The organism is Amycolatopsis sp. NBC_00345 (assembly GCF_036116635.1).
Taxonomy (GTDB): Bacteria; Actinomycetota; Actinomycetes; order Mycobacteriales; family Pseudonocardiaceae; genus Amycolatopsis.
In genome coordinates, this window is sequence record NZ_CP107995.1 from 7,578,773 (window position 1) to 7,602,579 (window position 23,807).

The 23,807-nt window shown below is 70.0% G+C and carries 24 protein-coding genes; 6 read left to right on the forward strand and 18 right to left on the reverse strand.

Annotated elements, in window-relative coordinates; genetic code table 11:
* Positions 1–4: 4 nt before the first annotated feature.
* Positions 5–391, reverse strand: a complete 387-nt coding sequence (locus OG943_RS34205; protein WP_328605053.1) for a hypothetical protein — start codon at positions 389–391, stop codon at positions 5–7.
* Positions 392–636: 245 nt separating this feature from the next.
* Here OG943_RS34205 and leuA point away from each other — a divergent pair, with 245 nt between their 5' ends.
* Together leuA and OG943_RS34215 are read left to right on the forward strand one after the other, a co-directional pair.
* Positions 637–2,439: a 2-isopropylmalate synthase gene (leuA, locus tag OG943_RS34210; protein ID WP_328605054.1), complete on the forward strand. Its 1,803-nt coding sequence runs from the start codon at positions 637–639 to the stop codon at positions 2,437–2,439.
* 74 nt (positions 2,440–2,513) lie between these two features.
* The gene (locus OG943_RS34215) at positions 2,514–3,488 is read left to right on the forward strand and encodes a helix-turn-helix transcriptional regulator (protein ID WP_328605055.1); all 975 of its coding nucleotides are present in this window, start codon (positions 2,514–2,516) and stop codon (positions 3,486–3,488) included.
* A gap of 1 nt (position 3,489) precedes the next feature.
* Here OG943_RS34215 and OG943_RS34220 read toward each other — a convergent pair whose 3' ends face one another.
* The gene (locus OG943_RS34220) at positions 3,490–4,404 is read right to left on the reverse strand and encodes an SDR family oxidoreductase (protein ID WP_328605056.1); all 915 of its coding nucleotides are present in this window, start codon (positions 4,402–4,404) and stop codon (positions 3,490–3,492) included.
* Between the two features lie 229 nt (positions 4,405–4,633).
* Between OG943_RS34220 and OG943_RS34225 the strand changes: the two genes are divergently transcribed.
* Entirely contained in the window at positions 4,634–5,191 is a 558-nt protein-coding gene (locus tag OG943_RS34225; RefSeq protein ID WP_328605057.1) for a DedA family protein, read from the forward strand.
* Here the strand turns inward: OG943_RS34225 and OG943_RS34230 are convergent.
* The gene (locus OG943_RS34230) at positions 5,152–5,814 is read right to left on the reverse strand and encodes a peroxiredoxin-like family protein (protein WP_328605058.1); all 663 of its coding nucleotides are present in this window, start codon (positions 5,812–5,814) and stop codon (positions 5,152–5,154) included. The two genes, OG943_RS34225 and OG943_RS34230, sit on opposite strands and share 40 nt — an antisense overlap.
* A 58-nt stretch (positions 5,815–5,872) precedes the next feature.
* Between OG943_RS34230 and OG943_RS34235 the strand changes: the two genes are divergently transcribed.
* The gene (locus tag OG943_RS34235) at positions 5,873–6,481 is read left to right on the forward strand and encodes a TetR/AcrR family transcriptional regulator (protein ID WP_328605059.1); all 609 of its coding nucleotides are present in this window, start codon (positions 5,873–5,875) and stop codon (positions 6,479–6,481) included.
* A gap of 4 nt (positions 6,482–6,485) precedes the next feature.
* Here the strand turns inward: OG943_RS34235 and OG943_RS34240 are convergent, their stop codons facing one another.
* Entirely contained in the window at positions 6,486–7,391 is a 906-nt protein-coding gene (locus OG943_RS34240; protein WP_328605060.1) for a LysR family transcriptional regulator, read from the reverse strand.
* A gap of 87 nt (positions 7,392–7,478) precedes the next feature.
* Here OG943_RS34240 and OG943_RS34245 point away from each other — a divergent pair, with 87 nt between their 5' ends.
* Positions 7,479–8,387 carry an EamA family transporter gene (locus tag OG943_RS34245; protein ID WP_328605061.1) on the forward strand — a complete coding sequence of 303 codons (909 nt, stop codon included), beginning with the start codon at positions 7,479–7,481 and terminating at the stop codon, positions 8,385–8,387.
* Positions 8,388–8,527: 140 nt separating this feature from the next.
* Here the strand turns inward: OG943_RS34245 and OG943_RS34250 are convergent, their stop codons facing one another.
* The 3 genes from OG943_RS34250 to OG943_RS34260 all read right to left on the reverse strand — a co-directional run bounded on the left by OG943_RS34250 (position 8,528) and on the right by OG943_RS34260 (position 10,850).
* Positions 8,528–9,169: a DedA family protein gene (locus tag OG943_RS34250; protein ID WP_328605062.1), complete on the reverse strand. Its 642-nt coding sequence runs from the start codon at positions 9,167–9,169 to the stop codon at positions 8,528–8,530.
* An 80-nt stretch (positions 9,170–9,249) separates the two neighbouring features.
* Complete coding sequence (locus OG943_RS34255) at positions 9,250–10,473, reverse strand: RNA polymerase sigma factor (RefSeq protein WP_328605063.1); 1,224 nt, start codon at positions 10,471–10,473, stop codon at positions 9,250–9,252.
* On the reverse strand, positions 10,470–10,850 hold the full coding sequence (locus tag OG943_RS34260; protein ID WP_328605064.1) for a YciI family protein: 381 nt from the start codon (positions 10,848–10,850) through the stop codon (positions 10,470–10,472). The genes OG943_RS34255 and OG943_RS34260 overlap by 4 nt, the downstream gene beginning before the upstream one ends.
* Before the next feature lie 104 nt (positions 10,851–10,954).
* On the opposite strand from OG943_RS34260, the gene OG943_RS34265 reads away from it, so the two are divergent.
* The gene (locus OG943_RS34265; protein ID WP_328605065.1) at positions 10,955–11,377 is read left to right on the forward strand and encodes a YybH family protein; all 423 of its coding nucleotides are present in this window, start codon (positions 10,955–10,957) and stop codon (positions 11,375–11,377) included.
* Between the two features lie 69 nt (positions 11,378–11,446).
* Here OG943_RS34265 and OG943_RS34270 read toward each other — a convergent pair whose 3' ends face one another.
* The 11 genes from OG943_RS34270 to OG943_RS34320 all read right to left on the reverse strand — a co-directional run bounded on the left by OG943_RS34270 (position 11,447) and on the right by OG943_RS34320 (position 23,770).
* Complete coding sequence (locus OG943_RS34270; protein WP_328605066.1) at positions 11,447–12,577, reverse strand: ABC transporter ATP-binding protein; 1,131 nt, start codon at positions 12,575–12,577, stop codon at positions 11,447–11,449.
* Positions 12,574–13,569: an ABC transporter ATP-binding protein gene (locus OG943_RS34275; protein ID WP_328605067.1), complete on the reverse strand. Its 996-nt coding sequence runs from the start codon at positions 13,567–13,569 to the stop codon at positions 12,574–12,576. Before OG943_RS34275 ends, OG943_RS34270 begins: the two co-directional genes overlap by 4 nt.
* Before the next feature lie 4 nt (positions 13,570–13,573).
* Positions 13,574–14,509 carry an ABC transporter permease gene (locus tag OG943_RS34280; RefSeq protein ID WP_328605068.1) on the reverse strand — a complete coding sequence of 312 codons (936 nt, stop codon included), beginning with the start codon at positions 14,507–14,509 and terminating at the stop codon, positions 13,574–13,576.
* Positions 14,506–15,507, reverse strand: coding sequence for an ABC transporter permease (locus OG943_RS34285; RefSeq protein ID WP_328605069.1), 1,002 nt, complete (start codon positions 15,505–15,507; stop codon positions 14,506–14,508). Before OG943_RS34285 ends, OG943_RS34280 begins: the two co-directional genes overlap by 4 nt.
* A gap of 148 nt (positions 15,508–15,655) precedes the next feature.
* On the reverse strand, positions 15,656–17,326 hold the full coding sequence (locus OG943_RS34290; RefSeq protein ID WP_328605070.1) for an ABC transporter substrate-binding protein: 1,671 nt from the start codon (positions 17,324–17,326) through the stop codon (positions 15,656–15,658).
* 298 nt (positions 17,327–17,624) lie between these two features.
* Positions 17,625–18,155, reverse strand: a complete 531-nt coding sequence (locus OG943_RS34295) for a uridine kinase family protein (RefSeq protein WP_328605071.1) — start codon at positions 18,153–18,155, stop codon at positions 17,625–17,627.
* A 44-nt stretch (positions 18,156–18,199) separates the two neighbouring features.
* The gene (locus tag OG943_RS34300; RefSeq protein ID WP_328605072.1) at positions 18,200–18,637 is read right to left on the reverse strand and encodes a DUF2304 domain-containing protein; all 438 of its coding nucleotides are present in this window, start codon (positions 18,635–18,637) and stop codon (positions 18,200–18,202) included.
* A 9-nt stretch (positions 18,638–18,646) separates the two neighbouring features.
* The gene (locus tag OG943_RS34305; protein ID WP_442874826.1) at positions 18,647–19,348 is read right to left on the reverse strand and encodes a glycosyltransferase family 2 protein; all 702 of its coding nucleotides are present in this window, start codon (positions 19,346–19,348) and stop codon (positions 18,647–18,649) included.
* 60 nt (positions 19,349–19,408) lie between these two features.
* Positions 19,409–21,376 carry a DUF6541 family protein gene (locus OG943_RS34310; protein ID WP_328605074.1) on the reverse strand — a complete coding sequence of 656 codons (1,968 nt, stop codon included), beginning with the start codon at positions 21,374–21,376 and terminating at the stop codon, positions 19,409–19,411.
* A 73-nt stretch (positions 21,377–21,449) separates the two neighbouring features.
* Entirely contained in the window at positions 21,450–22,748 is a 1,299-nt protein-coding gene (locus tag OG943_RS34315; protein WP_328605075.1) for a hypothetical protein, read from the reverse strand.
* The gene (locus tag OG943_RS34320) at positions 22,745–23,770 is read right to left on the reverse strand and encodes a glycosyltransferase family 2 protein (protein ID WP_328605076.1); all 1,026 of its coding nucleotides are present in this window, start codon (positions 23,768–23,770) and stop codon (positions 22,745–22,747) included. Before OG943_RS34320 ends, OG943_RS34315 begins: the two co-directional genes overlap by 4 nt.
* Positions 23,771–23,807 lie beyond the last annotated feature (37 nt).

Here is a 23,807-nt window from a genome sequence, read left to right on the forward strand (position 1 = left end):
GCCGTCAGGAGGAGACCCCGCCGATCCGGCGGAGGATCTTCGTCAGGATCCCCGAGACGACCAGCCAGAAGATCGCCGCGATGCCGTAGTTGACGAGCACCCGGAGCTTGGCGTCACTCGGTGTGAACAGGTCCTTGAAGCCGAGCGACAGGCCGTCGGCCCAGCTGCGGACGAACGAGACGATGCCGTTGGCCGCGTTGGCCTCGCCGACCACGAAGATCACGTGCAGCACAAGCAGCGCGGCGAAGATCAGCCCGACCCACCGCACCACCGAGGCCAGGACCGAAAAGGCCTGCTCACGGCCACGGCGCCAGTCGATCGGCGCGCGCTTCGACCGGGGCTCGGCCTCCTTGGTCACCTCTTCGGGTTCCGCTTCGGCATGCTCGGCCATGCCGGGAAGTCTGGCACGCCACGACGCTGCCCGCTACCCACTGGTAACACCTAGCGTCCACTCGAAGTAACAGTTCGATCGCGGAGGTGACTTCACAACGGCGGCGGTCCGCGGTTAAGGTGGGCCCGTGGCGCGTGCTCTCCTGCTTCGCTGCCGCGACGGGGCCTGACCAGGACCGGCTCCTCGTCGCGGGGCTTTGTGGTGCCGGTCGTCAGCACCCATTCTCTTCAGGAGTTCTTCCACCGATGAATACGCATGACCCGCGCACGCCCGACCCCCGCACGTCCACCAGCCGCATCCGCACGCCGTCGCGCCCGGCCGCGCCCGGCCAGCCGTCCTGGAACCCCCAGCGCGGCACGTCGATGCCGGTCCACCGCTACCGCCCGTGGCACCAGCTGGTCGAGGACATCGACCTGCCCGACCGCACCTGGCCGGCCAAGCGCATCGAGCGCGCGCCGCTGTGGTGCGCTGTCGACCTGCGCGACGGCAACCAGGCCCTGATCGACCCGATGTCGCCCGCGCGCAAGCGCAAGTTCTTCGACCTGCTGGTCCGCATGGGCTACAAGGAGATCGAGGTCGGCTTCCCGGCCGCTTCGCAGACGGACTTCGACTTCGTCCGCGAGATCATCGAAGAGGGCGCGATCCCCGACGACGTCAGCATCCAGGTGCTGACGCAGTGCCGCCCGGAGCTGATCGAGCGCACGTTCAAGTCGCTGGAAGGCGCGCCGCGCGCGATCGTCCACATCTACAACTCGACGTCGATCCTGCAGCGCCGCGTGGTGTTCCGCGAGGAGCGCGAGGGCATCAAGAAGATCGCGACGCAGGCCGCGGAGATGGTCGTGGAACTGGCCGCGAAGCAGCCGGACACCGACTTCCGCTTCCAGTACTCGCCCGAGTCCTACACCGGCACGGAGCTGTCGTACGCCGTCGAGGTGTGCAACGCCGTCACGGAGATCTGGCAGCCGACGCCGGAGAAGCCGGTGATCCTGAACCTGCCGGCGACCGTCGAGATGGCGACGCCGAACGTCTACGCCGACTCGATCGAGTGGATGAGCCGCAACCTGGCCCGCCGCGACTCGGTGATCCTGTCGCTGCACCCGCACAACGACCGCGGCACCGGCATCGCCGCCGCCGAGCTGGGCTACCAGGCCGGCGCGGACCGGATCGAGGGCTGCCTGTTCGGCAACGGCGAGCGCACCGGCAACGTCGACCTGGTCGCGCTGGGCATGAACCTGTACAGCCAGGGCATCGACCCGCAGATCGACTTCTCCGACATGGACGAGATCAAGCGCACCGTCGAGTACTGCAACCAGCTGCCCGTGCCGGAGCGCTCGCCGTGGGGCGGCGACCTGGTGTTCACCGCCTTCTCCGGCAGCCACCAGGACGCGATCAACAAGGGCCTGGACGCGTTGAAGGACGCTGCCGACAAGCAGGGCGTGCCGCTGGACGAGTACCCGTGGGAGGTCCCGTACCTGCCGATCGACCCGAAGGACGTCGGCCGCACGTACGAGGCCGTGATCCGGGTGAACTCGCAGTCCGGCAAGGGCGGCGTCGCGTACATCATGAAGGCCGAGCACCAGCTCGACCTGCCGCGCCGGCTGCAGATCGAGTTCTCGAAGGTGATCCAGACCTACACCGACTCCGAGGGCGGCGAGGTCGCCCCGGCGACGATGTGGAACGCGTTCGCCACCGAGTACCTGGAGCTGACGACGCCGCTGGAGCTGATCCGCCAGCGCGTCACCGACAACGGCGGCGGCGAGTACGACATCGAGGCCACCGTGAAGGTCGACGGCGACGAGCACGACATCACCGGCCGCGGCAACGGCCCGATCGCGGCGTTCTTCGACGCCCTGTCGACCGTCGGCTTCGACCTGCGGCTGCTGGACTACAGCGAGCACACCCTCACCCCGGGCGACGACGCGCGCGCCGCGTCGTACATCGAGTGCGCGATCTCGGACCGGGTGTTCTGGGGCATCGGCGTCGACGCGTCGATCGTCACGGCCTCGCTGCGCGCGGTGGTGAGCGCGGTCAACCGCGCGAACCGGTAACGACCTCGGGCGGCCGGGCGGGGTACGCACCTCGCCCGGCCGCCGCCCTCGCGACTTCCCTTTAGGCTGGGCCGATGCGGGCCGAACGCTTGGTCGCCCTCCTGTTCACCCTCCACCGGCGGCGCGCCGCCACGGCGGGGTCGCTCGCGGCCGAGCTGGGCGTCACGGAGCGCACGATGCGCCGTGACCTGGCCGCCCTGCGCGAGGCCGGCGTCCCGATCTGGAGCGAGCCCGGCCGGCACGGCGGCGTCCGGCTGATGGACGGCTGGCGGTCCCGTTTGGACGGTCTGACCTCACGGGAAGCCGTGGCGCTACTGGCTTTGGACGCCCCGGACGCCCTCGCGGGCCTCGGCCTCGGCACCGCCGTGGCGGCCGCGCACGCGAAGGTTTCGGCCGGCTTGCCGCGCGAGCTGCGGGAGCAGGCCGAAACCGTGGCCGCCCGTTTCCACCTCGACGCCCCCGCCTGGTTCCGCCCCACCGACGATGCGGCCGCCCTGCCCGCGGTGGCCCGCGCGGTGTGGTCGCAGCGCCGCCTGGAGATCCGGTACCAACGCCGGGACAAGACCGCTTCACGGGTGCTGGAACCGCTGGGCCTCGTGCTGAAGGCCGGCGTCTGGTACCTGGTGGCCCGGGTCCCGGAGGGCGACGAGCCGCTGCGTACTTACCGGGTCTCGCGGATCCTCACCGTCGAGGAGCTGGGCACCGTGTTCGAACGGCCGGCCGATTTCGACCTGGCGTTGTGGTGGCGCACGTCGTCGGCGAAGTTCGAAAAGGTCGCGCTGCCGTTGCGGGTACGGGCGCGGCTCGACCCGTCGGCCGTCAGCGGGCTCCGGCGGGTCTTCGGCGCCGAGCACCTGGCCGAGGTGCTCGTCTCCCTCGGCCCGCGGGATGCCGAAGGCCGGGCCGACGCCGAACTCACCCTGGAGAGCCACGAAATCGCCGTCGGCCAGCTCGTGTCGCTCGGCCCCGGCGCGGAAGTCCTTGACCCGCCGGAGGTACGGGCGGCGGTGGCCGCGATCGGCGCCGCCATCGCCGCCCGCAATTCCTGACCTACCGGTACCCGGTCGTGTCCGGGTCCTTGCCGGCGTCCTGGACCTCGACGACGTAGCGCCAGGCGTCCGGACGGCTGCCGTCGAGGTCGTTGATGCCGTAGTGCGCGGCGAGCTGACCGCTGGACAACGTCTGGCCGGTCCAGCTGTGCCGGTCCGGGTCGGCGGCGAGGGCGGCCACCGTGCGGCCCGCGAAGGTCGGCGTCTCCGAGATGGCGAAGTACGGCTCTCGCGCCGTCGCGTCGCGCCAGTTCTCCTCGGTGACGCCGAAGATGTCGAGCATCGCCTCCGAACGGAGCCAGCCCGGGGTGAACGCGACGGCCGTGCAGCCGTGCGAAGCAAGCTCCGCCGCTTCGCCGATGGCGAGCAGGTGCGCCGAAGCCTTGGCGACGTAGAAGGGCAGCGAAGTCCCTTCGCGGTACTTCGCGTTGTACTCGGCCGTGCCGTCGGTCAGCTCGATCACCAGGCCCTTGCGCCGGAGCACCAACGGCAGCAGGTGGTGGCTGGTGATCAGGTGCGCGTCGATGCCCAGCCGGATCATGCGCAGGCCCGCCTCCAGCGAGTGCTCCCACACCGGCTTGGCCCACTCCAGGTGGCGGTCGCCGCCCCACAGGCCGTCGACGAGGATGTTCAGGCCGCGCCGTTCCTCGTCGATCCGGGCCGCCAGCGCGGCGACCTCCGCGCTCTCCAGGTGGTCCACCCGCACGGCCACGCCCTCGCCGCCGGCCGCCTCGATCAGCTCGACCGTCTCCTCGATCGTCTCCGGACGGTCCACTTCGGACCGCCGGGCCCGCGTCGAGCGCCCGGTCACGTAGACGAACGCCCCGGCCCGGCCCAGCTCGACCGCGATGGCCCGGCTCGCGCCGCGGGTGCCGCCCGCCACCAGTGCGACCTGGCCCGCCAGTTCCGTGCCCATGTGAAGTCCCCTTCCGTAGTGGCCTGATTCCCAAGAGCGCCCTGAAGGCCACCATGAGGGTCGGATATGCCCTCAAGGTGGCCTTCAGGGACTTGGTCGGCTCCACCCTCCGGCCAAACCCTGACAGACCCTGTCCGGGTTTCCGGGATTAGCTGTGTGATGCCTGTGCCTTGCTGTGAGAAGCCGGTGAACGGGACTCATCCGGGCCCGCTCGGCGGTTAATGGAAGTGTGGACGCGACAACGGCGGGGCTGGTGGTGCTGTTCGTCGTCTCGCTGGTGCCCATCCTGCCCACCGAGGTGACGATCATCGGCATGGGCATCGCCGCCGCGCAGGGCGGGACTTCGCTGGCCGCCGTGATCGCCGTCGCGAGCGCCGGCTGCCTCGCCTCCGACCAGGCGTTGTACGCGCTGGGCCGCTATGGCGGCAGCCGCGTGCTGGAACGCATCAGCCACCGCCCCAAGCTCGCCGCCGGCCTCGACTGGCTGGACGGGCGCCTCCAGCAGCACCCGCGCCCGGTGCTCGTCGTCGCGCGCTGGCTGCCCTCGGGCGGCACCATCGGCGCCCTGCTGGCCGGCTCGCTGCGCTGGCCGATGGGCGAGTTCTTCACCGCATCGGCCGTGGGGGTCACGCTCTGGACGTCGTACGTCGCCTTCCTCGGCTACGCCGGCGGCCAGCTCATCACCGAACCCGGGATCAGCCTGCTGCTCTCCCTCGGCGTCGCGCTGATCCTGGGTTCGGCCATCACTTACGGCATCCGCCGCGGCGCCAGCGCTTCGAGGACCTGACCCGGCTCGGTGCGCGTCGTGTAGTCCGGGTGGACGTCGATGAACCGGATCGTGCGGTCGGGCTCCACGACCAGCACACTCGGGTGCGGCAGGTCCCATCCCCCGTCGCCGTTGCGCTCGGCCAGGTCTGCGCCGGCGGCCGTCATCGCCGCCCGCACGTCTTCCGTCGGCTGGAAGGTGATGCCGAGACCGCGGGCGACGAGGTTGCCGACGTCGGACAGCACGGAGTACTCCAGTTCACCGGTCTCCCGCGTGCTCAGCGAGCCGTCGGGCGCCTGCGGGCTGATCGCGACGAGCGGCACTCCTCGCTCCTTCAACGCGGGCAGCAGTTCTTGCTGGTACGCGCGCAGTGCGATGTTGCAGTACGGGCACCAGCCGCCGCGGTAGAAGACCAGCACGGCGGGCCCGTCGGCGACGAGCGCGCTGAGCGTGACGTCGCCGCCGGCCGCGTCGGGCAGCGTGAAGTCGTCCATCCGCGAACCGGTTTTGGCGAACTTGTCCCGCTCGGCGACGCGCTCCGCCCGTTCCTGGTCGGCGAAGAAGACCTCGCCCACCTCGCTCGGCAACATCTCCCTGGCCTTCTCCTTCATACCGGTCAAAGCGTCCCGCAGTGTTTCGGTCACGAGCGTCCCCTTTGGTTGTACTGTTTGGTACAGCGACAGTGACTGTACTATCTGGTACATGGAGGCGCAACCAACCGTGGCCGTCACGGCGCACGGACGGCGGACCCGCGACGCGATCGTCGACGCGGCCGCGGAACTGATGTATGTCAACGGCGTCGCGGGCACGAGCGTCGACAAGGTGCTGGCCGCGAGCGGGGCCGGGAAATCGCAGATGTACCACTACTTCAAGAACAAGGACCAGCTGGTCGAGGCCGTGATCGACCGGTACCTGGAGCAGATCATCGGCAACCAGCCCGCGATCCGTGAGCTGAGGTCGTGGCCGGACTTCGACCGCTGGGCCGAGCAGATCCTGACGCTGCACCGCGGCCCGTCGGGCCCGATCGCCTGCCCGCTGGGCAACATCGCGGGCGAGCTGGGCGACGACCCGCGCGTGCGCGCCCTGCTGGACCGCGCCTACCTGGAGTGGGAGTCACACCTCAAGAACGGCCTGGAAACCTTGCGTGACAACGGTTCCCTGCGTTCCGACGCCGACCCGGCGCGGCTCGCGCAGGCCGCCATGGCGTGCCTGCAGGGCGGCCTGCTGCTCGGCCACATCCGCAACGACATCACCCCGATCGAGGACTCGCTGCGGATCGCCGTGGCGCATCTGCGCAGCTACGCGACCTGACTCGTCAAGCGGTCAGGGCGGCGACCTCCGCGCGGAACTCGTCGATCACCGTCGCCACGGCCGGGCGGGACGGCGCGCCCGTGCGGCAGACCGCTTCGACCAGGCGGGCGGCGCGGATGCCGGCCAGCGGGCGGCAGACCAGGCCACTGCCCCGTCGAGTGTCCATTGTGTACCGCGGCAGCAACGCGATCCCGTGGCCGGCCGCGACCAGGCGCTCGGTGATGCGGAAATCGTTGATGCGCTGGACGATCTGCGGCCGCACGCCGGTGCGGATGGTCAGCGAGCGCAGCACGTCGTCGACCGGGAAGCCGCGGTCGACGCTGATCCAGCGTTCGTCGGCGAGGTCCGCGAGGTCCACGCGGCGGCGGCGCGCCAGGTGGTGCCCGGTCGGGAGCGCGACGTCGAGCGGCTCGCGCAGCAGCGGGACCACCTCGAGCCGGTCGGACCGGAACTCCGGCGCGTGCTCGTCGCGGTGGGCGACGACCACGTCGTAGTCCGCGACCAGGCCGGGCACTTCCGGCGGCGTCATGTCGACATCGCGGACGTCCACCTCCAGCCCGTCGTACGCGGCGATGCGGCGGAGCAGCCCCGGCAGCAGCATCAGGCCCGCCGACTGGAAGATCGCGATCCGCACCCGCCCCCGCGGCACGCTGCGGTAGGTGTCCAGCTCCGACTCCGCGCGGTCCAGCGCGGCCAGCACCTCGTCGGCGCGCGCGACCAGTGCGCGGCCCGCGTCGGTGAGCCGCAGGCCGCGGCCCGCCGGCTCGGTCAACGCCACGCCGACTTCGCCCTGCAACGCCCGCAACTGCTGGGACACCGCGGACGGCGAGCAGTGCAGCGCCTGCGCGGCCGCCGTGACGCTCCCGCGGTCGGCGAACTCGCGCAGCATCCGCAGTCTTCCGAGGTCCACGCCGGCCAGCCTAGTTGAAGCGAAACTGCACGGTCGGTGCAGTTATTCTCACTGGTCCTTCACGGTCGCGGTCGGCACAGTGGGGGCATGCCCGCTCGTGACCGCCTGCTCGCCGCACTCGTCGCCGTCCTGTGGGGCTGCAACTTCCTCGCGATCCACGCCACGCTCGGCCAGTTCCCGCCGATGTTCGCGGGCGCGCTGCGGTTCGTGGTGATCGCGATCCCGACCGTGCTGTTCGTGCCGTGGCCGCGGGTGAAGCTGCGGTACCTGCTCGGCTACGGCCTCGGGTTCGGCACCGGCCAGTTCGCGTTCCTGTTCGTCGCGATGGACACCGGCATGCCGACGGGCCTGGCCTCGCTGGTGCTGCAGGCCTCGGCGCCGTTCACGGTGCTGCTCGGCGCGATCCTGCTGCGCGAGCGCGTCTCGGGCCGGCAGCTGATCGGCATCCTGCTGGCCGTCGCCGGCATGACGGCGATCGCGTGGCAGCAGGCGGGCCACGCCGCGCTGCTGCCGGTGATCCTGACCCTGCTGGCCGCGCTGAGCTGGGCGTTCGGCAACCTGAGCATGCGCCGCGCGGAGCCGGACAACCCGTTGCACCTGGCGCTGTGGATGTCGGTGGTCCCGCCGCTGCCGATGTTCGCCCTGTCGCTGGCGCTGGAGGGCCCGGCCGCGCAGTGGCACTCGCTGACCACCCTCGGCACCCCGACCGGCCTGGTCGGACTCGCCGGCCTGGCCTATGTGGTGCTGCTCGGCACGATCGTCGGCTCGGGCATCTGGACCACCCTGATGCGCCGCAACCCCGCGGGCGTGGTCGCGCCGTTCTCGCTACTCGTGCCGGTCGTCGGGCTGACGGCTTCGTTCTTCGTACTGAACGAGCAGCCGACGGTGCTCGAGATCGTCGCTGCGGCCGTGGTCATCGGCGGGGTGCTGATCGGTTCGCTGCGGCGTAAGCCGGCCCCGATTCTGGACGAGGAGCTTCTGCCGGCTGGGGCTTGAGTCCCCCGCCCCGCCAGGAACTTGCGCAGCCGAGTCGATGATGCCCTGAAGGCCACCTTCAGGGCATCTATGTCCCTCAAGGTGGCCTTCAGGGCAATCAAGACCACAAGCTGCAGTCCTGGCATTCGGCTTGAGACCGATCAGGCGACCGCGTCGTCCTTCTCTGCCGGAGTCTCCTCATGAGTGCGGGACATGCGCTTCTTCAGCACCAGCGTCACGACCACCCCGATGACCAACGCGGCGCCGAGCCCGGCCCACTGGAAGCCCTTCAGCCACTTGTCCGCGACGACGCCCAGGTAGTAGATCAGCGCCGTGGTGCCGCCGGCCCAGATGATGCCGCCGAGGGCGTTCGCGATGAGGAAGCGCGGGTAGTGCATGTTCAGCGAGCCGGCGAGGGGGCCGGCGAGGATGCGCAGCACCGCGACGAAACGGCCGAAGAACACGGCCCACATGCCGCGTCTGTGGAACATCCGCTCGGCGTTCGCGATGTGCTGGGGCCCGAAGTGCTTGGGGAACTTGCGGCCGGCCCAGTCGAACAGCCGTTTCCCGCCCTTTTTCCCGATCAGGTAGCCGATGCTGTCGCCGATGATCGCGCCCGCGCTGGCCAGCACGCCGATCCACAGCGGGTTCAGCCCGCTGTGCGACGACGCCAGCAGGGCGGCACTGACCAGGACGATCTCGCCCGGCAGGGGGATCCCGAGGCTCTCCACCATCACCACGAGGCCCACCAGCAGATAGACCGACAGCGGAGGGATCGCCTCCAGCACGTGGTCGATGTTCACTTGCCCTACCCCCTGCGACTTGCCGGTTTCGTACCTGTTCCCCGCAGCGTACCGGGGCCGGACGGGCCCGGCGTCAACCTTCAGTCGGGGGTGGGGTCCTCCTTGAGTAAGGGTTTTCCGGACAAACAACGCAAAGCGCGCGATTCGAGGTACCCCTGCTCCGGTGCGCTCAACGTCCGCTGCGCCGCCTTCGTGTAGTACTCGCGCGCGCCCGCCAGATCACCCGACCGCTCAAGCAGATGCGCGCGGACGACGTCGGCGCGGTAGTGCCCGGACGGCTCCAGCGCGTCCAGCTCCGCCAGCGCGGCCGCCGGCCCCTCCACCTCCGCCAGCGCGACGAGCCGGTTCAGCGTCACCATCGGCCCGGGCGCGACCTGGCGCAACAAGTCGTACAGCAGGAGGATCTGCGGCCAGTCCGTCTCGGCGGCCGTCGGCGCTTCGTCGTGCACCGCGGCGATCGCGGCCTGCAGCTGGTACGGGCCGACGGGCGCGGTGGCGAGCGCGTGCGTGACCAGTGAGACGCCTTCCGCGATCGCGCCGGAGTCCCAGCGCGAGCGGTCCTGCTCCGCGAGCGGGACGGTCGTGCCACCCGGGCCGACGCGGGCCGGGCGGCGTGCGTCGGTTAGCAGCATCAGCGCCAGCAGGCCGGTGACCTCGCCGTCGTCCGGGAGCAGGGCGTGCAGCTGGCGCGCCAGGCGGATGGCCTCGGCCGTCAGCTCGACCCGGCCGACCGCCGCGCCCGCGCTGGCCGTGTGCCCCTCCGTGAATACCAGGTACAGCACCTGCAGCACGGCCGCGATCCGCGACGGCCGCTCGTCCGGCGGCGGCAGGCTGAACGCCGTCCCTTTCACACGCTGCTTGGCGCGGCTGATGCGCTGGCCGATCGTCGGCTCCGGCACGAGGTACGCACGCGCGATCTCGGCCGTGGTCAGCCCGCCGACGGCCCGCAGCGTCAACGCGACCTGCGACGGCCTGGTCAACGCCGGGTGGCAGCAGAGCAGCAGCAAGGTGAGCGTGTCGTCGACCGCGGGCACCGGGTCCGGATCCGGTGGCGCCAGGGCAAAAACCGCCTCCTCCCGCCGTAACCGCGCCGAATCACTGCGCCACAACTCGATCCGGCGCCGCGAAGCCGTGGTGATCAGCCACGCCTTCGGGTTGTCCGGCACGCCGTCGCGCGGCCACTGCACGGCCGCCGCGAGCAGGGCTTCCTGCACGGCGTCCTCACACGTGTCGAACCCGCCGTAACGTCGCACGAGCGCCCCGACGACCTGCGGCGCCAGCTCCCGCAGCAGGCCTTCGATCACAGCTCGAAGCCCACGTCGCCGGTCAGCCCCATCACGGGCCGGACCTCGATCGTCGCGTACGGCGCCTCCGGGATCCGCGCGGCGATCTCCAGCGCGCGCTCCTCCGTGTCGCATTCCAGCAGGTAGGCGCCCGCGAGCTGTTCCTTGATCTCCGCGAACGGCCCGTCGGTGGTGCTCACCCGGTCTTCGCGCACGATCACCTGTTTCGTCAGCTCCGGCGCGGCCAGCCGCTCGGAGACGATGCGCTCGCCGGACGCGTCCAGCTCCTCGTTGAACTCCACGTACGCGCGCAGGCCCGCGGCTTTCTGCTCGTCGCTCATGCCGGCCCACGCCGAACGCGACGCCGGGTTGCCGTAGATCAGGACCAGGTACTTCATCGGGTGCCTCCTCGAATCTCTGTCACACGGGATGTCGAAGCTGCGGGCACGGTCTCGACGTCCCGAGCGAACGTAACCCCCGGAGAAACCAGGAGAGCATCAAAATGTCCGAGAACGAGATCCTCGAGCTGCTGGCCGACCGTACCGCCGCCATGCGCGACAAGGACCCGGAACGCCTGGTGGCGGGATACGCGGAGGGCGCCGTGAAGTTCGACCTCGCCCCGCCGCTGCGCAACACCGGCGCGTCGGCGGAGTTCCTGGAGAAGTGGTTCGGCTCCTTCGCGAGCCCGGTGACGTACGAGTACCACGACGTCGAGGTGACGGAGTCCGGCGAGCTGGCCTTCGCGACCAGCTTGGCGAAGATGTCCGCGATCCCGGCGGGCATGAGCGAGCCGTTCACGCTCTGGTTCCGCTCGACGTTGTGCTTCCGCCGCGTCGACGGCGCCTGGCGCATCGTCCACGAGCACAACTCGACGCCGTTCCACATGGACGGCTCGTTCCGCGCCGCCGTCGACCTCCGGCCCTGAAAAGCCGTTAAGGCCTCCTTACCCGCGTGCGACGCGGGTAAGGAGGCCTTAACGGACTATCGCTTGGGGCTAAAGGATTTCCGTGACCGACCCGACGTCCGGCGGGCCGGCGCCGGGGTTCAGCGCGCCGGTGACCTCCACCAGCTCCGGCTCCACCTCGTGCGGGGTGATGCGCCCGTCGCGGATGTCCTCGGCGTAGTGGCAGGCCACGCGGTGGCCCGCACCGATCTCGCGCAGCTGCGGCCGGTCCGTGTCGCACAGGCTGGCCTGCCGCCACGGGCACCGCGTGTGGAAACGGCAGCCCGTCGGCGGGTTGGCCGGCGAGGGCAGGTCGCCCGCCAGCAGGATCTGCTCGCGGGTGTCCTCCACGACCGGGTCCGGCACCGGGATGGCCGAGAGCAGCGCCCGCGTGTACGGGTGCAGCGGGTTCTCGTACAGCTCGGCCGCCGTGGTCTCCTCGACCAGCGCGCCCAGGTACATCACGCCGATGCGGTCGGAGATGTGCCGCACCACGGCGAGGTCGTGCGCGATCACCAGGTAGGTCAGGCCCAGCTCGTCCTGCAGGTCCTCCAGCAGGTTGACCACCTGGGCCTGCACCGACACGTCCAGCGCGGACACCGGCTCGTCGGCCACGATCAGGTCCGGCTCCACCGCCAGCGCCCGCGCGATGCCGATGCGCTGGCGCTGGCCGCCGGAGAACTCGTGCGGGTACTTCCGCAGCGACGTCTCCGGCAGGCCGACCGCGCCCAGCAGCTCGCGCAGCCGCGCCTCGGTGGCCGCCTTGTCCTTGTCGAGGCCGTGCGCGTGCATGCCCTCGAGCAGGATGGACTCCACCGACTGGCGCGGGTCGAGGCTGGACATCGGGTCCTGGAAGATCATCTGCATCCGGCGCCGGGCCTTGCGCAGCTTCTCGCCCTTGAGCTGGGCGACGTCGGTGCCGTCGAACATCACCTTGCCCGCCGTCGGCTCGTTCAGCCGCAGGATCGCCCGGCCGAGCGTGGACTTCCCGCAGCCGGACTCGCCGACCAGGCCGTACGTCTCGCCGCGGCGGATCGCCAGGTCCACGCCGTCCACCGCGTAGACGTGCCCGATCGTGCGGTCGACCACGACGCCCCGCTTGATCGGGAAGTGCACCTTGAGGCCGGTGACCTCGAGCAGGACCTCTGTGCTCGGCTCGGCCACGGTGTTCGGCTCGGTCATCGGGTCCCCCCTCCGGCGGCCACGGCGGGCTTGACCGGGTTGTGGCAGCGCAGCAGGCCGTTCTGATCGGGAACCAGCTCCGGCGAGCGCTCCTGGCACACCGGCAGTGCGTTGGGGCAGCGGGGCGCGAACGCGCAACCGTGGTCCCACGGGATGTTGTCCGACACCGAGCCCTGGATCGGCACCAGCTTCTCGCCCCGGCCCTGGTCGAGGCGCGGGATCGACGCGAGCAGGCCGTGGGTGTACGGGTGCCGCGGCTCGGCGAACAGCGCGTGCCGCTCGGCCCGTTCCACGATCCGGCCGCCGTAGAGCACGTTCACCTGGTCGCAGAGTCCGGCGACGACCCCGAGGTCGTGCGTGATCATGATCAGCGCGGTGCCGGTGTCCTGCACCAGCTCACGCAGCAGCGCGAGGATCTGGGCCTGGATGGTGACGTCGAGCGCGGTGGTCGGCTCGTCCGCGATGAGCAGCCGCGGCCGGCAGGCGAGCGCGATCGCGATCAGCGCGCGCTGCCGCATCCCGCCCGAAAGCTGGTGCGGGTACTCGGAAAGCCGCCGGGCCGGGTCGGGGATGCCGACCTTGTCGAGCAGCTCCGTCGCCTCGATCTTCGCCTTGCTGCGCGAAAGCCCGCGGTGCCGTTCGAGCACCTCGGTGATCTGCAGCCCGATCGGGATCACCGGGTTCAGCGAGGACAGCGGGTCCTGGAACACCATGCCCAGGTCGCGGCCGCGCCGGTCCCGCATCTCGCGGTCGGAGATCTTCATCAGGTCGGTGCCCTCGAACGACACCGAGCCGGTGACCTTGTTGCCGCGCTTGGCCAGCAGCCGCATGATCGCCAACGACGTCACGGACTTGCCGCAGCCGGACTCGCCGACCAGGCCGATCGTCTGGCCGGGCTCGACGTCGAAGCTGACGCCGTCGACCGCCGCGAACGGGTCCTCGCCACGGCGTTGGAACACGACCTTCAGGTCGCGGACTTCTAGTAGTGCCACGGGGTCACCGCCGGTTCTTCGGGTCGAGGGCTTCACGCAGGGACTCGCCGAGCAACGTGAACCCGAGCGCCACCACCACGATCGCGACAGCCGGGTAGTACGCGAGCTCGGGGCGGATGTCGAGGAACTGGCGCGAGGCGTTGCCCAGCATCAGCCCCCATTCCGCGCGGGTCGGGTCCGGGTCGCCGAGGCCGAGGAACGACAGCGCCGCGGCCTCCAGGATCGCGGTGGCCAGCGTCAGCGTGGCCTGCACGATCACGGGGCCCAGCGAGTTCGGCAGCATGTGCCGGAAGACGATCGTCGTGCGCTTCACGCCCAGCGAGGTCGCCGCCAGCACATGGTCGGCCTCCCGCTGCGCGAGCATGGAACCGCGCAGCAGCCGGGCGAACACCGGCACGCCGATGATCGACACGGCCAGGATGACCGTCCACTGGCTCGGCTTCGCGAACAGCGCCGCGATCGAGACGGCCAGCAGCAGCGACGGGAACGACAGCAGCACGTCGACCAGTCGCATGAGGACGGTGTCGACCCAGCCGCCGAAGGCGCCCGCGAGACCGCCGATGATCACCCCGAGCAGCACGCCGATCAGCGTGGCCAGCACGCCGACCAGCAGCGTCTGCTGCGCGCCGACGAGGAGCCGGGACAGGAAGTCGCGGCCGAAGTCGTCGACGCCGAGCGGGAAACCGGGCTGCGCGCCGGGGATGATGCCCCGGCCGAGCTGGACCTGGTCCTGCAGGTACCGCGTCTGCGGGTCCTTCGGGGCCAGCAGCGGCGCGAAGATCGCCAGCAGCACGAACAACAGCGTGATCGCCCCGCCGGTGATCGCCACCGGGCTGCGCAGCATCCGCCGGAGGGCCTCGGCGCCGAGACTGCGCCCGCCCGCCGCGGCTGCGGCGAGCTTGTCGATCGGTTCCTTCTTCTTGTTCAGCAGAGTGTTCATCGCACACGCACCCTCGGGTCGATGATCCCGTACGAGACGTCGACCAGCATGTTCACCAGCACGTACACCAACGCCCCGAAGAGCAGCAACGCCTGCAGACGGGGATAGTCACGCCGCTCGATGCCCTCGGCGAGCAGGAAGCCGAGGCCGCGGAAGTTGAACACCCGCTCGGTCAGCACCGCGCCGCCGAGCAGCGCGCCGGTCTGCAGGCCGATGGTGGTGACCACCGGCAGCAGGGCGTTGCGCAGCACGTGCCGCTGCCGCACCACCTGCTGGGTCAGGCCCTTCGAGTTGGCCGTGCGGATGAAGTCCTCGTTGAACACCTCGAGCACCGAGGCCCGGGTGATCCGCGTGATCACCGCGAGCGGGATCGTGGCCAGCGCGAAGGCCGGCAGGACCAGGTGCTTGATCGCGTCCCAGACGGCGTCCCACTCGCTCGTCATGATGCCGTCGAGGATGGCGAAGTTGGTGATGCTGGTGGCGTCGATGCCCGGCGCCTGCCGGCCCTGCGACGGCAGCCCCAACGGGACCGAAAGCAGGTCCTGCATGGTGTAGCCGAGGAAGAACACCGGCACCGCGACCCCGATCAGGGTCAGCACGATGATGACGTTGTCCACGGCGCCGCCGCGGTAACGCGCGGCCAGGTAGCCGAACGGCACGCCCAGGATGATCGCGATGAGCATCGCCGAGACGCCCAGCTCGATCGTGGCGGGCAGGAACGTGCCGATCTCCGACATCACCGGCTGCGCGGAGACCAGTGAGTTGCCGAAGTCGCCGGTGACGGCGCGGCCGAGGAACTTGAAGTACTGCAGGATGATCGGCTGATCAAGCCCGAGCACGTGGTTGAGGCTCGCGATCTTCTCCGGCGTCGCCTTGTCTCCCAGCAGCGCGGCCGCGGGACCGCCAGGCAGGGAACGCAACCAGGCGAACACCAGAATGGACAGGATGAGCAGCGTCGGAATTGCTTGTAGCACCCGACGCACGAGGAAACGGAGCACTTGCAGTCCTTTGTACTGTGCCGATCGTTACTGATCCGACTGCAGTCACGGCCTACTTCTGGTCGGATCAGTAACCAGCCCGGGAACGTAGGCCAAAGGGCAGGCGCGGTGGCACCTGCCCTTTGGCCTGGCTGTTCAGCAGTCCACGTCAGCCGAGGGTGACGTTGTTGAATCGTTCGTCGGTGAGCGGGCTGGCCACCACGCCCTTGATCTTCGGCCCGACCACGATGGCCGGCGTCGGATACGCGATCGGAATGGCGGGCAGGAAGTCCATGATCTGCTTGTTCGCCGCCTGGTACGCCTTGGCGTGCTGGTCGCCCGCGGGCGCCGCGTCGGCGGCCGAAAGGGCGGAGAACAGCTGCGGGTTGTTGAAGCCGAATTCCGGCTTCTCCCGGCCGAAGAACGTGCCGACGAAGTTGCCCGCGTCGTTGTAGTCACCGGTCCAGCCGAGCAGGTGGATGTCCTGCTTGTGGAACTTCTGGACGTCGTCCTTGTACCCGCCGTTCCACGGCTCCGCGACCGGCTGGATCGTGATGCCGATGGCCTTCAGGTCCTCGGAGATCGCGGTGAACGTGTCGGCCGGGTTCGGCATGTAGGGCCGGGTGACCTCGGTCGGGTAGTAGAACTTCAGCGTCAGGTTGGACGCGCCGGCGTCGGCGAGCAGCTGCTTGGCCTTCGCCTGGTCGAACGGGTACTTCGTGACGTCGTCGGTGTAGCCCTCGACGGCCTTCGGCACGAACTCGGTGGCGACCTCGGAGCCCTCGGCCAGCTTCGACTTCACGAACTGGTCGCGGTTGATGCCGTAGGCCAGCGCCTGGCGGACCCGGACGTCCTTCAGCTTCGGGTTGCCCGCCTGGTTGATGCCCAGGTACAGCACGTTGAACGACGGGCGGATGAGCACCTGCTCACCCTCGTTGCGCAGCAGGCCGTAGTCGGCGGGCGCGGGGAAGTCGTAACCCTGGATGTCGCCGGCCTTGAGGGCCTGCTTACGGGCGTTCTCGTCCGGGATGACCTTGAACACGAGCTTGTCGAGCTTGGCCGGCTCGGCGCTGGTGTCGTTGCGGACCAGCGTGATCTCGCCCTTGCCCTGGTCCCAGCCCTCGAACTTGAACGGGCCGGTGCCGGTCACGTGCTTGTACGCGTAGTCGCTGTAGGAGAACGAGTCCCCGGACTGCGTGACCTGGTCCGCGTTGAACTGCTTCAGCGCGGTCGGGCTCTGCATCGCGAACGAAGGCAGCGTGAACGCGGCCGGGAAAGCACCCTTGGCCTTGTTCAGGTTCAGCACCGCGGTGCCGGCGTTCGGGGCGTCGCAGCTCTTGTACACGGGGTCGCCGCCGGCGTCGCCTTCGTTCTTGGCGAAGCCCTCGAAGACGTCGCCGTAATAGATCATCTGGCTCTGGGCGGCGGCGCCCTTCATGTTGAACCAGCGATTGAAGTTGTAGCAGACAGCCGCGGCGTCGAACGGGGTGCCGTCGCTGAACTTCACGCCGGACTTCAGCGTGAAGGTCCAGGTCTTGCTGTCGTTGCTCGGCTCCCACTTGGTGGCGAGTGAGGGCTCGAGCTCGGCGGTGCCGGGCTTGTTCTGGATCAGCGTGTCCAGCATCTGCCGGGTGATCCGGAACGTCTCGCCGTCGTCGTTGAAGACCGGGTCGAACATCTTCGGGTTGCCGGTGTCGCCGAAGACCATCGTCCCGCCGGTTCCACCGCCTCCGGCCTCGTCGCGCTGGGACTGCGCGCACCCGGTCAGCGAAACCGCGAGCGCACCGGCGAGCCCGATCAGGGCAGCACGGCGCGTTCGGGTCAGCCGCAATAACTGCATCTGGCACCCCTTGGGAATGTTCGGGTCATAGTCACCGTCCGGTCGGTCAGTCGGGATGACCCCGGACGATCGGTGTGCTCGCCGACACTAGCGGGAACTCGGCCCGCACTTAAGCACGTGAGGTTACGATCGCGCTACTTACAGGCCAAAATAACCGCAAACAGTCCGGAATTATGCACGCTGTGTAGTCGTTTTCGGCCATTTGGCACCAGGAGTACGGGGTTCGCTACCCAAATGGCCTAAAGCTTTGGTCGGGTCGAGTCGGCTGGTCTGAACCGATCCGGACAGCGGGTGATGATCAGGACAGGGGCGCGTCGGCGGGCTCGGCCACACCGGGAAGCCGGGCGGCGCCGGGAAGCCGGGCCCCGGCCGCGTCCCTGGTGCCGTCCACGGCGAACCAGCCGCGTTCGAAGAGCTGCCATTTCCGCAATTCGGCGCGATGGGCCTCGCCGTCACGGGCGACGGCGCTCGCCAGCCGTTCGGCCTCCGTGCCGCCTTCGACCCAGCACAGCAGGGAAAGCAGCGGCCGCACCGAGCGGCGGCCGCAGGAGACCCCTTCCAGGACAAGGACCTCCGGGACTTCGACGGCCACGCGCGCACCCGGCCGGGGCACGCCGGTGGACCAGTCCATTCGCTGGTATGAACCACTCCGCCCGGCCGCGAGCGGTTCCAGCACCCCCGAGACCAGCTCCGGCCACCACGACACCGGGGAAGTCCAGGTGGCGAACGCATCCGTGGTCACCAGCGCCGCTCGCGGCCCCAGCAGCGAAAGCGCCTCGACGGCCGCGGTCGACTTGCCGGAGCCGGACGGCCCATCGAAGGCGAGCACACGAACGCCGCCCAGCCGAGGCGGGGCGGCGTCGAGTGCGTCGATCAGCGTGCGCGTGCGGGGCTCACTTCGGGCAGGCCCTTGATGTTGTCCGGGGTCGCGGTCTTGTCCTCCAGCGCGGCGATGCGGGTTTCCAGCTCACGCTTGGCATCCTCGAGCTCGCAGCGCAGCAGCGCGATCTCCTCGACCGAGGTCCGGACCTCTTCCTCCAGGTGCCCGACCTCGGTGGACAGGTGCAGCGCGACCAGCGCCAGCACCACGCCGGCCAGGAGGAACACGAAGTTCGACGGCGTCTGCACGCCGGTGATCTTCGCCAGGAACTCGGCGGCCTGCGGGATGACCGCCAGCACCACCACGCCGACGGCGACCACGAGCCACACGCCCGCGTACTTCTCCCGGAGCTTCCGGCGCCGCATCATCTCGAGGACGACGAACAGCACCAGGCACGCGACGATGATGCTGAGTACCCGCCAGCCGGCCATGAAATCCCCTTACGCTGCGTCGGACGAGTCGACGGACGGACGGCGGCGGACGAGCGCGAGCAACAACGCGAGGCCCGCGCGGCCGAGGTATACCGCCGATTTCACCGGCGAGTGGCTGGGCGTGCCGGCCGCGCGCTCCCGCATGACCACCGGGACCTCGGCGATGACGAGCTTCGCGCGGATCGCCATCACCAGCGACTCCACTGTGTCACCGAGGTACTCGGCCGGGTAATACGAAGCGAACAACCGGATGGCTTTCGGGCCCATGGCCTTGAAACCGGACGTGACGTCGGTGATCTTCCGGCGGGCGAGCCGCGAGAACACCAGCGAGAGCGCCACCATCGCGTACTTGCGCGGGCCACTCGCCTTGTACGAGCCCTTGCCCGCGAACCGCGAGCCGATCACGATGTCGGCGTCGTCCAGCCCGGAGAGCAGCGCGCTGACCTCTTCCGGGTCGTGCTGGCCGTCGGCGTCCACCTGGACCACGACGTCGTAGCCGCGCGCGGCGGCGTACCGGAAGCCGGTGCGCATCGCGCCGCCGACACCGAGGTTGACCGAGAGCCGGGCCACTTCCGCGCCGGCCGCACGGGCCAGCCGGGCCGTGTCGTCCACCGAGCCGTCGTCGACGACCAGGACGTCCATATCCGGCAATGAGGCTCTGACCTGGGCGATGACGGACCCGACGCTGGCCTGTTCATTCAGGGCCGGCATCACGATGAGCACGCGTCGGGTGTGCACGGACGTAGTGGACACGGAGATCACTCTATCTTCTTACTGCCCGTGAGGGCGGTCGGACCCAGGCGATGCACCCGCCGTGACGACGCCCTGCTGTCCCTCGATCTGGTAGATCGTGGCGCCGTCGTTGCGGAACACTTCGTGGAACTCGGGACCAGGGGCGACGCGCGCGACACCGACCGATCGGACGGAATCGGGCGTCACCAGTCCCTTGCCCACGATCACGTAACGCACGTGCAGGTCGGTGAGGTCCTTGCGCACCTGTGGGTACTTGTCGATGTCGTCGAGCCACACGCTGAGGTAACCCGCCTTGGTGGAGGCGTCGGCGCCGTAGAAGGTCCATTCGACCGGGGTGACGCCGGACAGCGCGTACATCCACACCGAGCCGTCGGACCGGTCGTTCATCACGGCCTCGCCGGGGGCGGTGTGCTGGGCGAGCCAGGTGTACGCGGCTTCTTCGGCCTTCGACACCGTGGGGCCGTTGCCGTAGTTGATCCCCAGCCGCGAGGAGTTGCGGCCGATGTAGCCGCCGCGGCTCAGCCCGCCGAGCACGAGGCCGACCAGCAGGACGCCGACCAGGGTGAGCGTCGCGGGCTTGAGGTGGACGCGGGTGCCCACCTTGCGGGCGAACCAGTGGCCCGAGGTGTCCACGAACTCGCCGAACGCCACCGCGCCGGCCAGCGGGACCAGCGCGGCGATGCGCCAGTGGTCGTTGTAGAAGATGCCGGTGATGGTGTGGATCAGCGGCGTCTCCAGCGAGACGGTGGCCGCGAACAGGCCGCCGAACACGATGTACGCGCCCACCATCCACATCATCCGGCGCCGCTTGACCAGCAGGAAAATGCCGATGAGCGCGGGCACGCCGATCCACCACTGCGGGAAGTCGGCCATCGGGGAGAACGTGATCGTCTCGCCGATGCCGCCGGTCACCGATGCCTCGGACGACCAGTACGCGCCGGTCACGCCGCCCGCGTTGTACAGCGAAGGCAGCACCAGCGGCACGCCGAGCACAACGGCCAGCACCACGGTCGTGACGAGCGAAGGCGCGGACCGGCGCCAGTCGATCTTCTCCCAGCGCAGCAGCACCGCGATCAGGATGAGGATGAAGTAGACCGCGATGACGAACACCAGGCTGGTGTGCAGGCCGGTGAGGCCCGCGACGCCGACGCCGATCGCGACCGGCCCCGCGATCCCGCGCGGCCGGAGCAGGTACTTCGCGAGCGCCAGCATGGCCGGGATCATCGCGACGCCGGCGACGTACGGCCACAACGGGCCGCGCCACAGCGAGTCGTACGGGAACGCGGTGAACCAGGTGGTGACGGCGGCCGCGGCGGCCACGGCCAGCGGCGGCATGTTCCAGGCCCGGCACATCGCGGCCACACCGAGCGGCACGCTGATGATCACGGCGAGCACCGCGAGGTTCAGCGTCGGCATCATCGTCAGGCCGCCCTTGCCGAAGACCAGGGCGAGCAGCGCGTGGTAGGTGTCGGGGTAGAAGTAGTTGGTCTGGTTCGGCAGGTTCGCGATCGTGCCCACAGTGGACGGCCGCGCGTCGCCGTGCTCGGCGATCCAGCGCACCAGGTTCCCGTGGAACGGCGCGTCGAAGCCCTGCTGCACGTTGTCGATCCCGTGGGAGCCGCGCAGGAAGGTGACGGTGCCGACCGCCATGCCGACCGCGACACCGAGGCCGATCAGCACGTGGTCACGGATCGAGCGGGCCGGCTTCTCCTCGTCGGCCACCCAGTCCGGGTGACGGCGGGCGGTGAAGCGGCGGACGGCGAACCCGAGGCCGAAGCCGATCAGGGCCACCAGCACCGTCCACAGTGCCACGTCGAGCAGGTTCCAGCGGATGCCGAGCCCGCCGAGCACGGGAATGCCGAGCGCGACGATGCCGAAGGTCAGCAACGGCCCGGCCGCGGCGAGCGTCCAGCCGCGAAGCCCGATCGCGGTGCCGAACACCAGTCCTGGCACCCAGAAGGCGAGCAAGATCAGTACTACGTTCATCGGATTCGCTGTCCAACCCTCACCGGCTCTTCACACCGACCTCTTCGGCGGCCTGACCCCGCGTGCACACTACTCAGACGCCCGGCAGGCTCTTCACGTTGCCTGGCCGTCGCAGTACGAACGCCGCCGCGACCACGAGCCCGACCGTCGGCCCGACGGCCAGCCCGACGACCGCCCGCAAGATCGTGTCACCCGGCAGGAACAGCAGCACCAACGCAGTCGAAACAGCGACCACAGCCCAGGTGACGAGCACCTTGTTGGCCTGCGTCCTGGCGACGAGCACGGCGGTCATCAGCTGCATGGCCGTGAGCAGCACGGCCCCCCACACCATCCCGCCGACCCACCAGCCCTGGGCGAACGCGTACTTCGCGCCGAACAACAGCTGCACCAGCCACGGCCCGATGAGCAGTCCGACCAGCGCGCCGACGACCCCCACGACGAGGGTGCCGAGCGTGCCGAGCGCGAGCAGGCGGCGGAGGCGGTGCATGCCTTCCGCGGTGCCGGAGAGCCGCACCACGGTTGGCACCGCGAGCGCCTGCAACGGCGAAAGCAGCAGCAGCGGGACTCTCGAAACCTGCAGCGTGGCGAACAGCACGCCGACCTTCACGTCGTCGCCGGCCGGGGCGAGCAGGCTGACCATCGCGGGGTAGCCCGTGATGACGCTGGCGGTGAGCCCGGCGCCCGCCATGAGCAGCACGATCCGGGAGGTGACCGGCCGCCACGACTCGCCGTCGATGTGCGGGTCGATCAGGCTGCTGATCGGCCGCACGAACAGCAGCCAGGCGAACGAGCCGGCCGCCGCGGCGATGGCGAAGGACGCGATTCCGGTCAGGCCCGCCACGAACACCCCGGCGAGCACCACCACGCGGACCGCGGCCTCGGCGAACACCAGCCACGAGTACTGGGCGATCCGCTGCGCCCCGACCAGCAGCCCCCTGGCCGCGAACTGGCAGGCGAACGAGAGCGCGCCGCAGAACACGATGATCCCGAGTTCGGTGCGGCCCGAGTACAGGCGCTCGCTGAGCACCGGCACCACCAGCGTGAGCCCGGCGACCACCGCGACGATCACGGCACCGACGGTGAGCGCCCGCAGCGCGGACCGCCCGGGCTTGTGGCCGTCCAGCGCGGCGACCGCCGACTGGCGCGAAAGCTCCTGCTCCAACGGCGACAGGGCACTGCCCAGTCCCATCAGGATGCCCCAGAAGGAAAGGAAGACCTTGCTGTCCGCAGGTCCGAGCCAGCGGGCGGCCAGCAGCGTCAGGACGTACCCGAGGCCGATGGCGACCAGCAGCGAGATGCCGATCTTGCCCGCCGAGCGGCCGGTTTCCCTGGCCAGCCCGCGCTGGTCCTCGTCGGTCACGGGGGTGCTCATCGACCGGATCGGCCCAGCCGGGCGCGCAGGGCGAGGATCAGGCCGCGAACGGCGCCCGCGCCGAATCCGGCGCCGAACACCGGGGTGAGCATGGCGACCGCGCGGGCCTCGGACTTCGTGGCGCCGAAGCGCGTCACGGCGGCACCGGCGACAGCCGAGCCCGCGGCGGCGAGCGCGACGGCGGTCTTCGGCCGGCGGGCGGCGAGGCCGAGGCCGAGCGCGCCCACGGCGAACGCGGCGAAGAGGCCGTTGCGCGCCGGGCCGGGTGAGGCGAGATAGGAGTCGACGAACGTGGTGCCGCGGAAATAGGACTGGGCGGCGAACTTCTTGAACGAGTCGCGCCCGTGGTAGGTCGCGGACAGTTCGGGGGCCAGGAAGATCCGGTGGCGTTCGGCGATCCAGCGCAGCACACCGGTGTCGTCGCTGGCGAAGCGGGAATCGTCGAACAGCGATTCGAACGCCGCGCAGGCCCGCTCGAGAACATCGCGCGGCGCGGAAAAGAATCCGGTGCCCTTGGGGAACACATCGAATTCTTCGATTCCGAAGGACATCAGGCGCGGATTGGCGCAGTAGCGCCGCCACGGAATCTTCACCAGGCCGGCGAGGAAGCCCGCGTACGGGTTGTTCTCGGAGGCGACGTTGATGTGGCCGTTCCAGACCGTGCGCTCGGGGTGCGCGAGCAGCTGGTCGCGCAGGAAGGCGAGCGCGCCCTCGTCGACGATCACGCGGCTGTCCAGCAGCAGGACCTGCTGCCCGGACGCCTTGGCCAGCCCCGCGAGGCGGGCCTCGAACCGGCCGCTGTTCGGCTGGGCGAGCACGGTGATGCCGTGCTGCTGCTGGAGTGCGGCGAGCGTCTCCGGGGTGCCGTCGGTGCTGCCGTCGTCGACCACCACGATCTCGGCCGGCCAGCCCGCGGCGGCGCAGGCTGTGACCAGTGCGCCGACGCTGCGGGCGATCCAGTCCTGCTCGTTGTAGACCGGAATCACGACGCTGAGCGAAGGGAGGAGCGGGTTCGCACTCACCGGGCCGAGGCTACCCTGTGCCCCCGTGCCGGGGGTC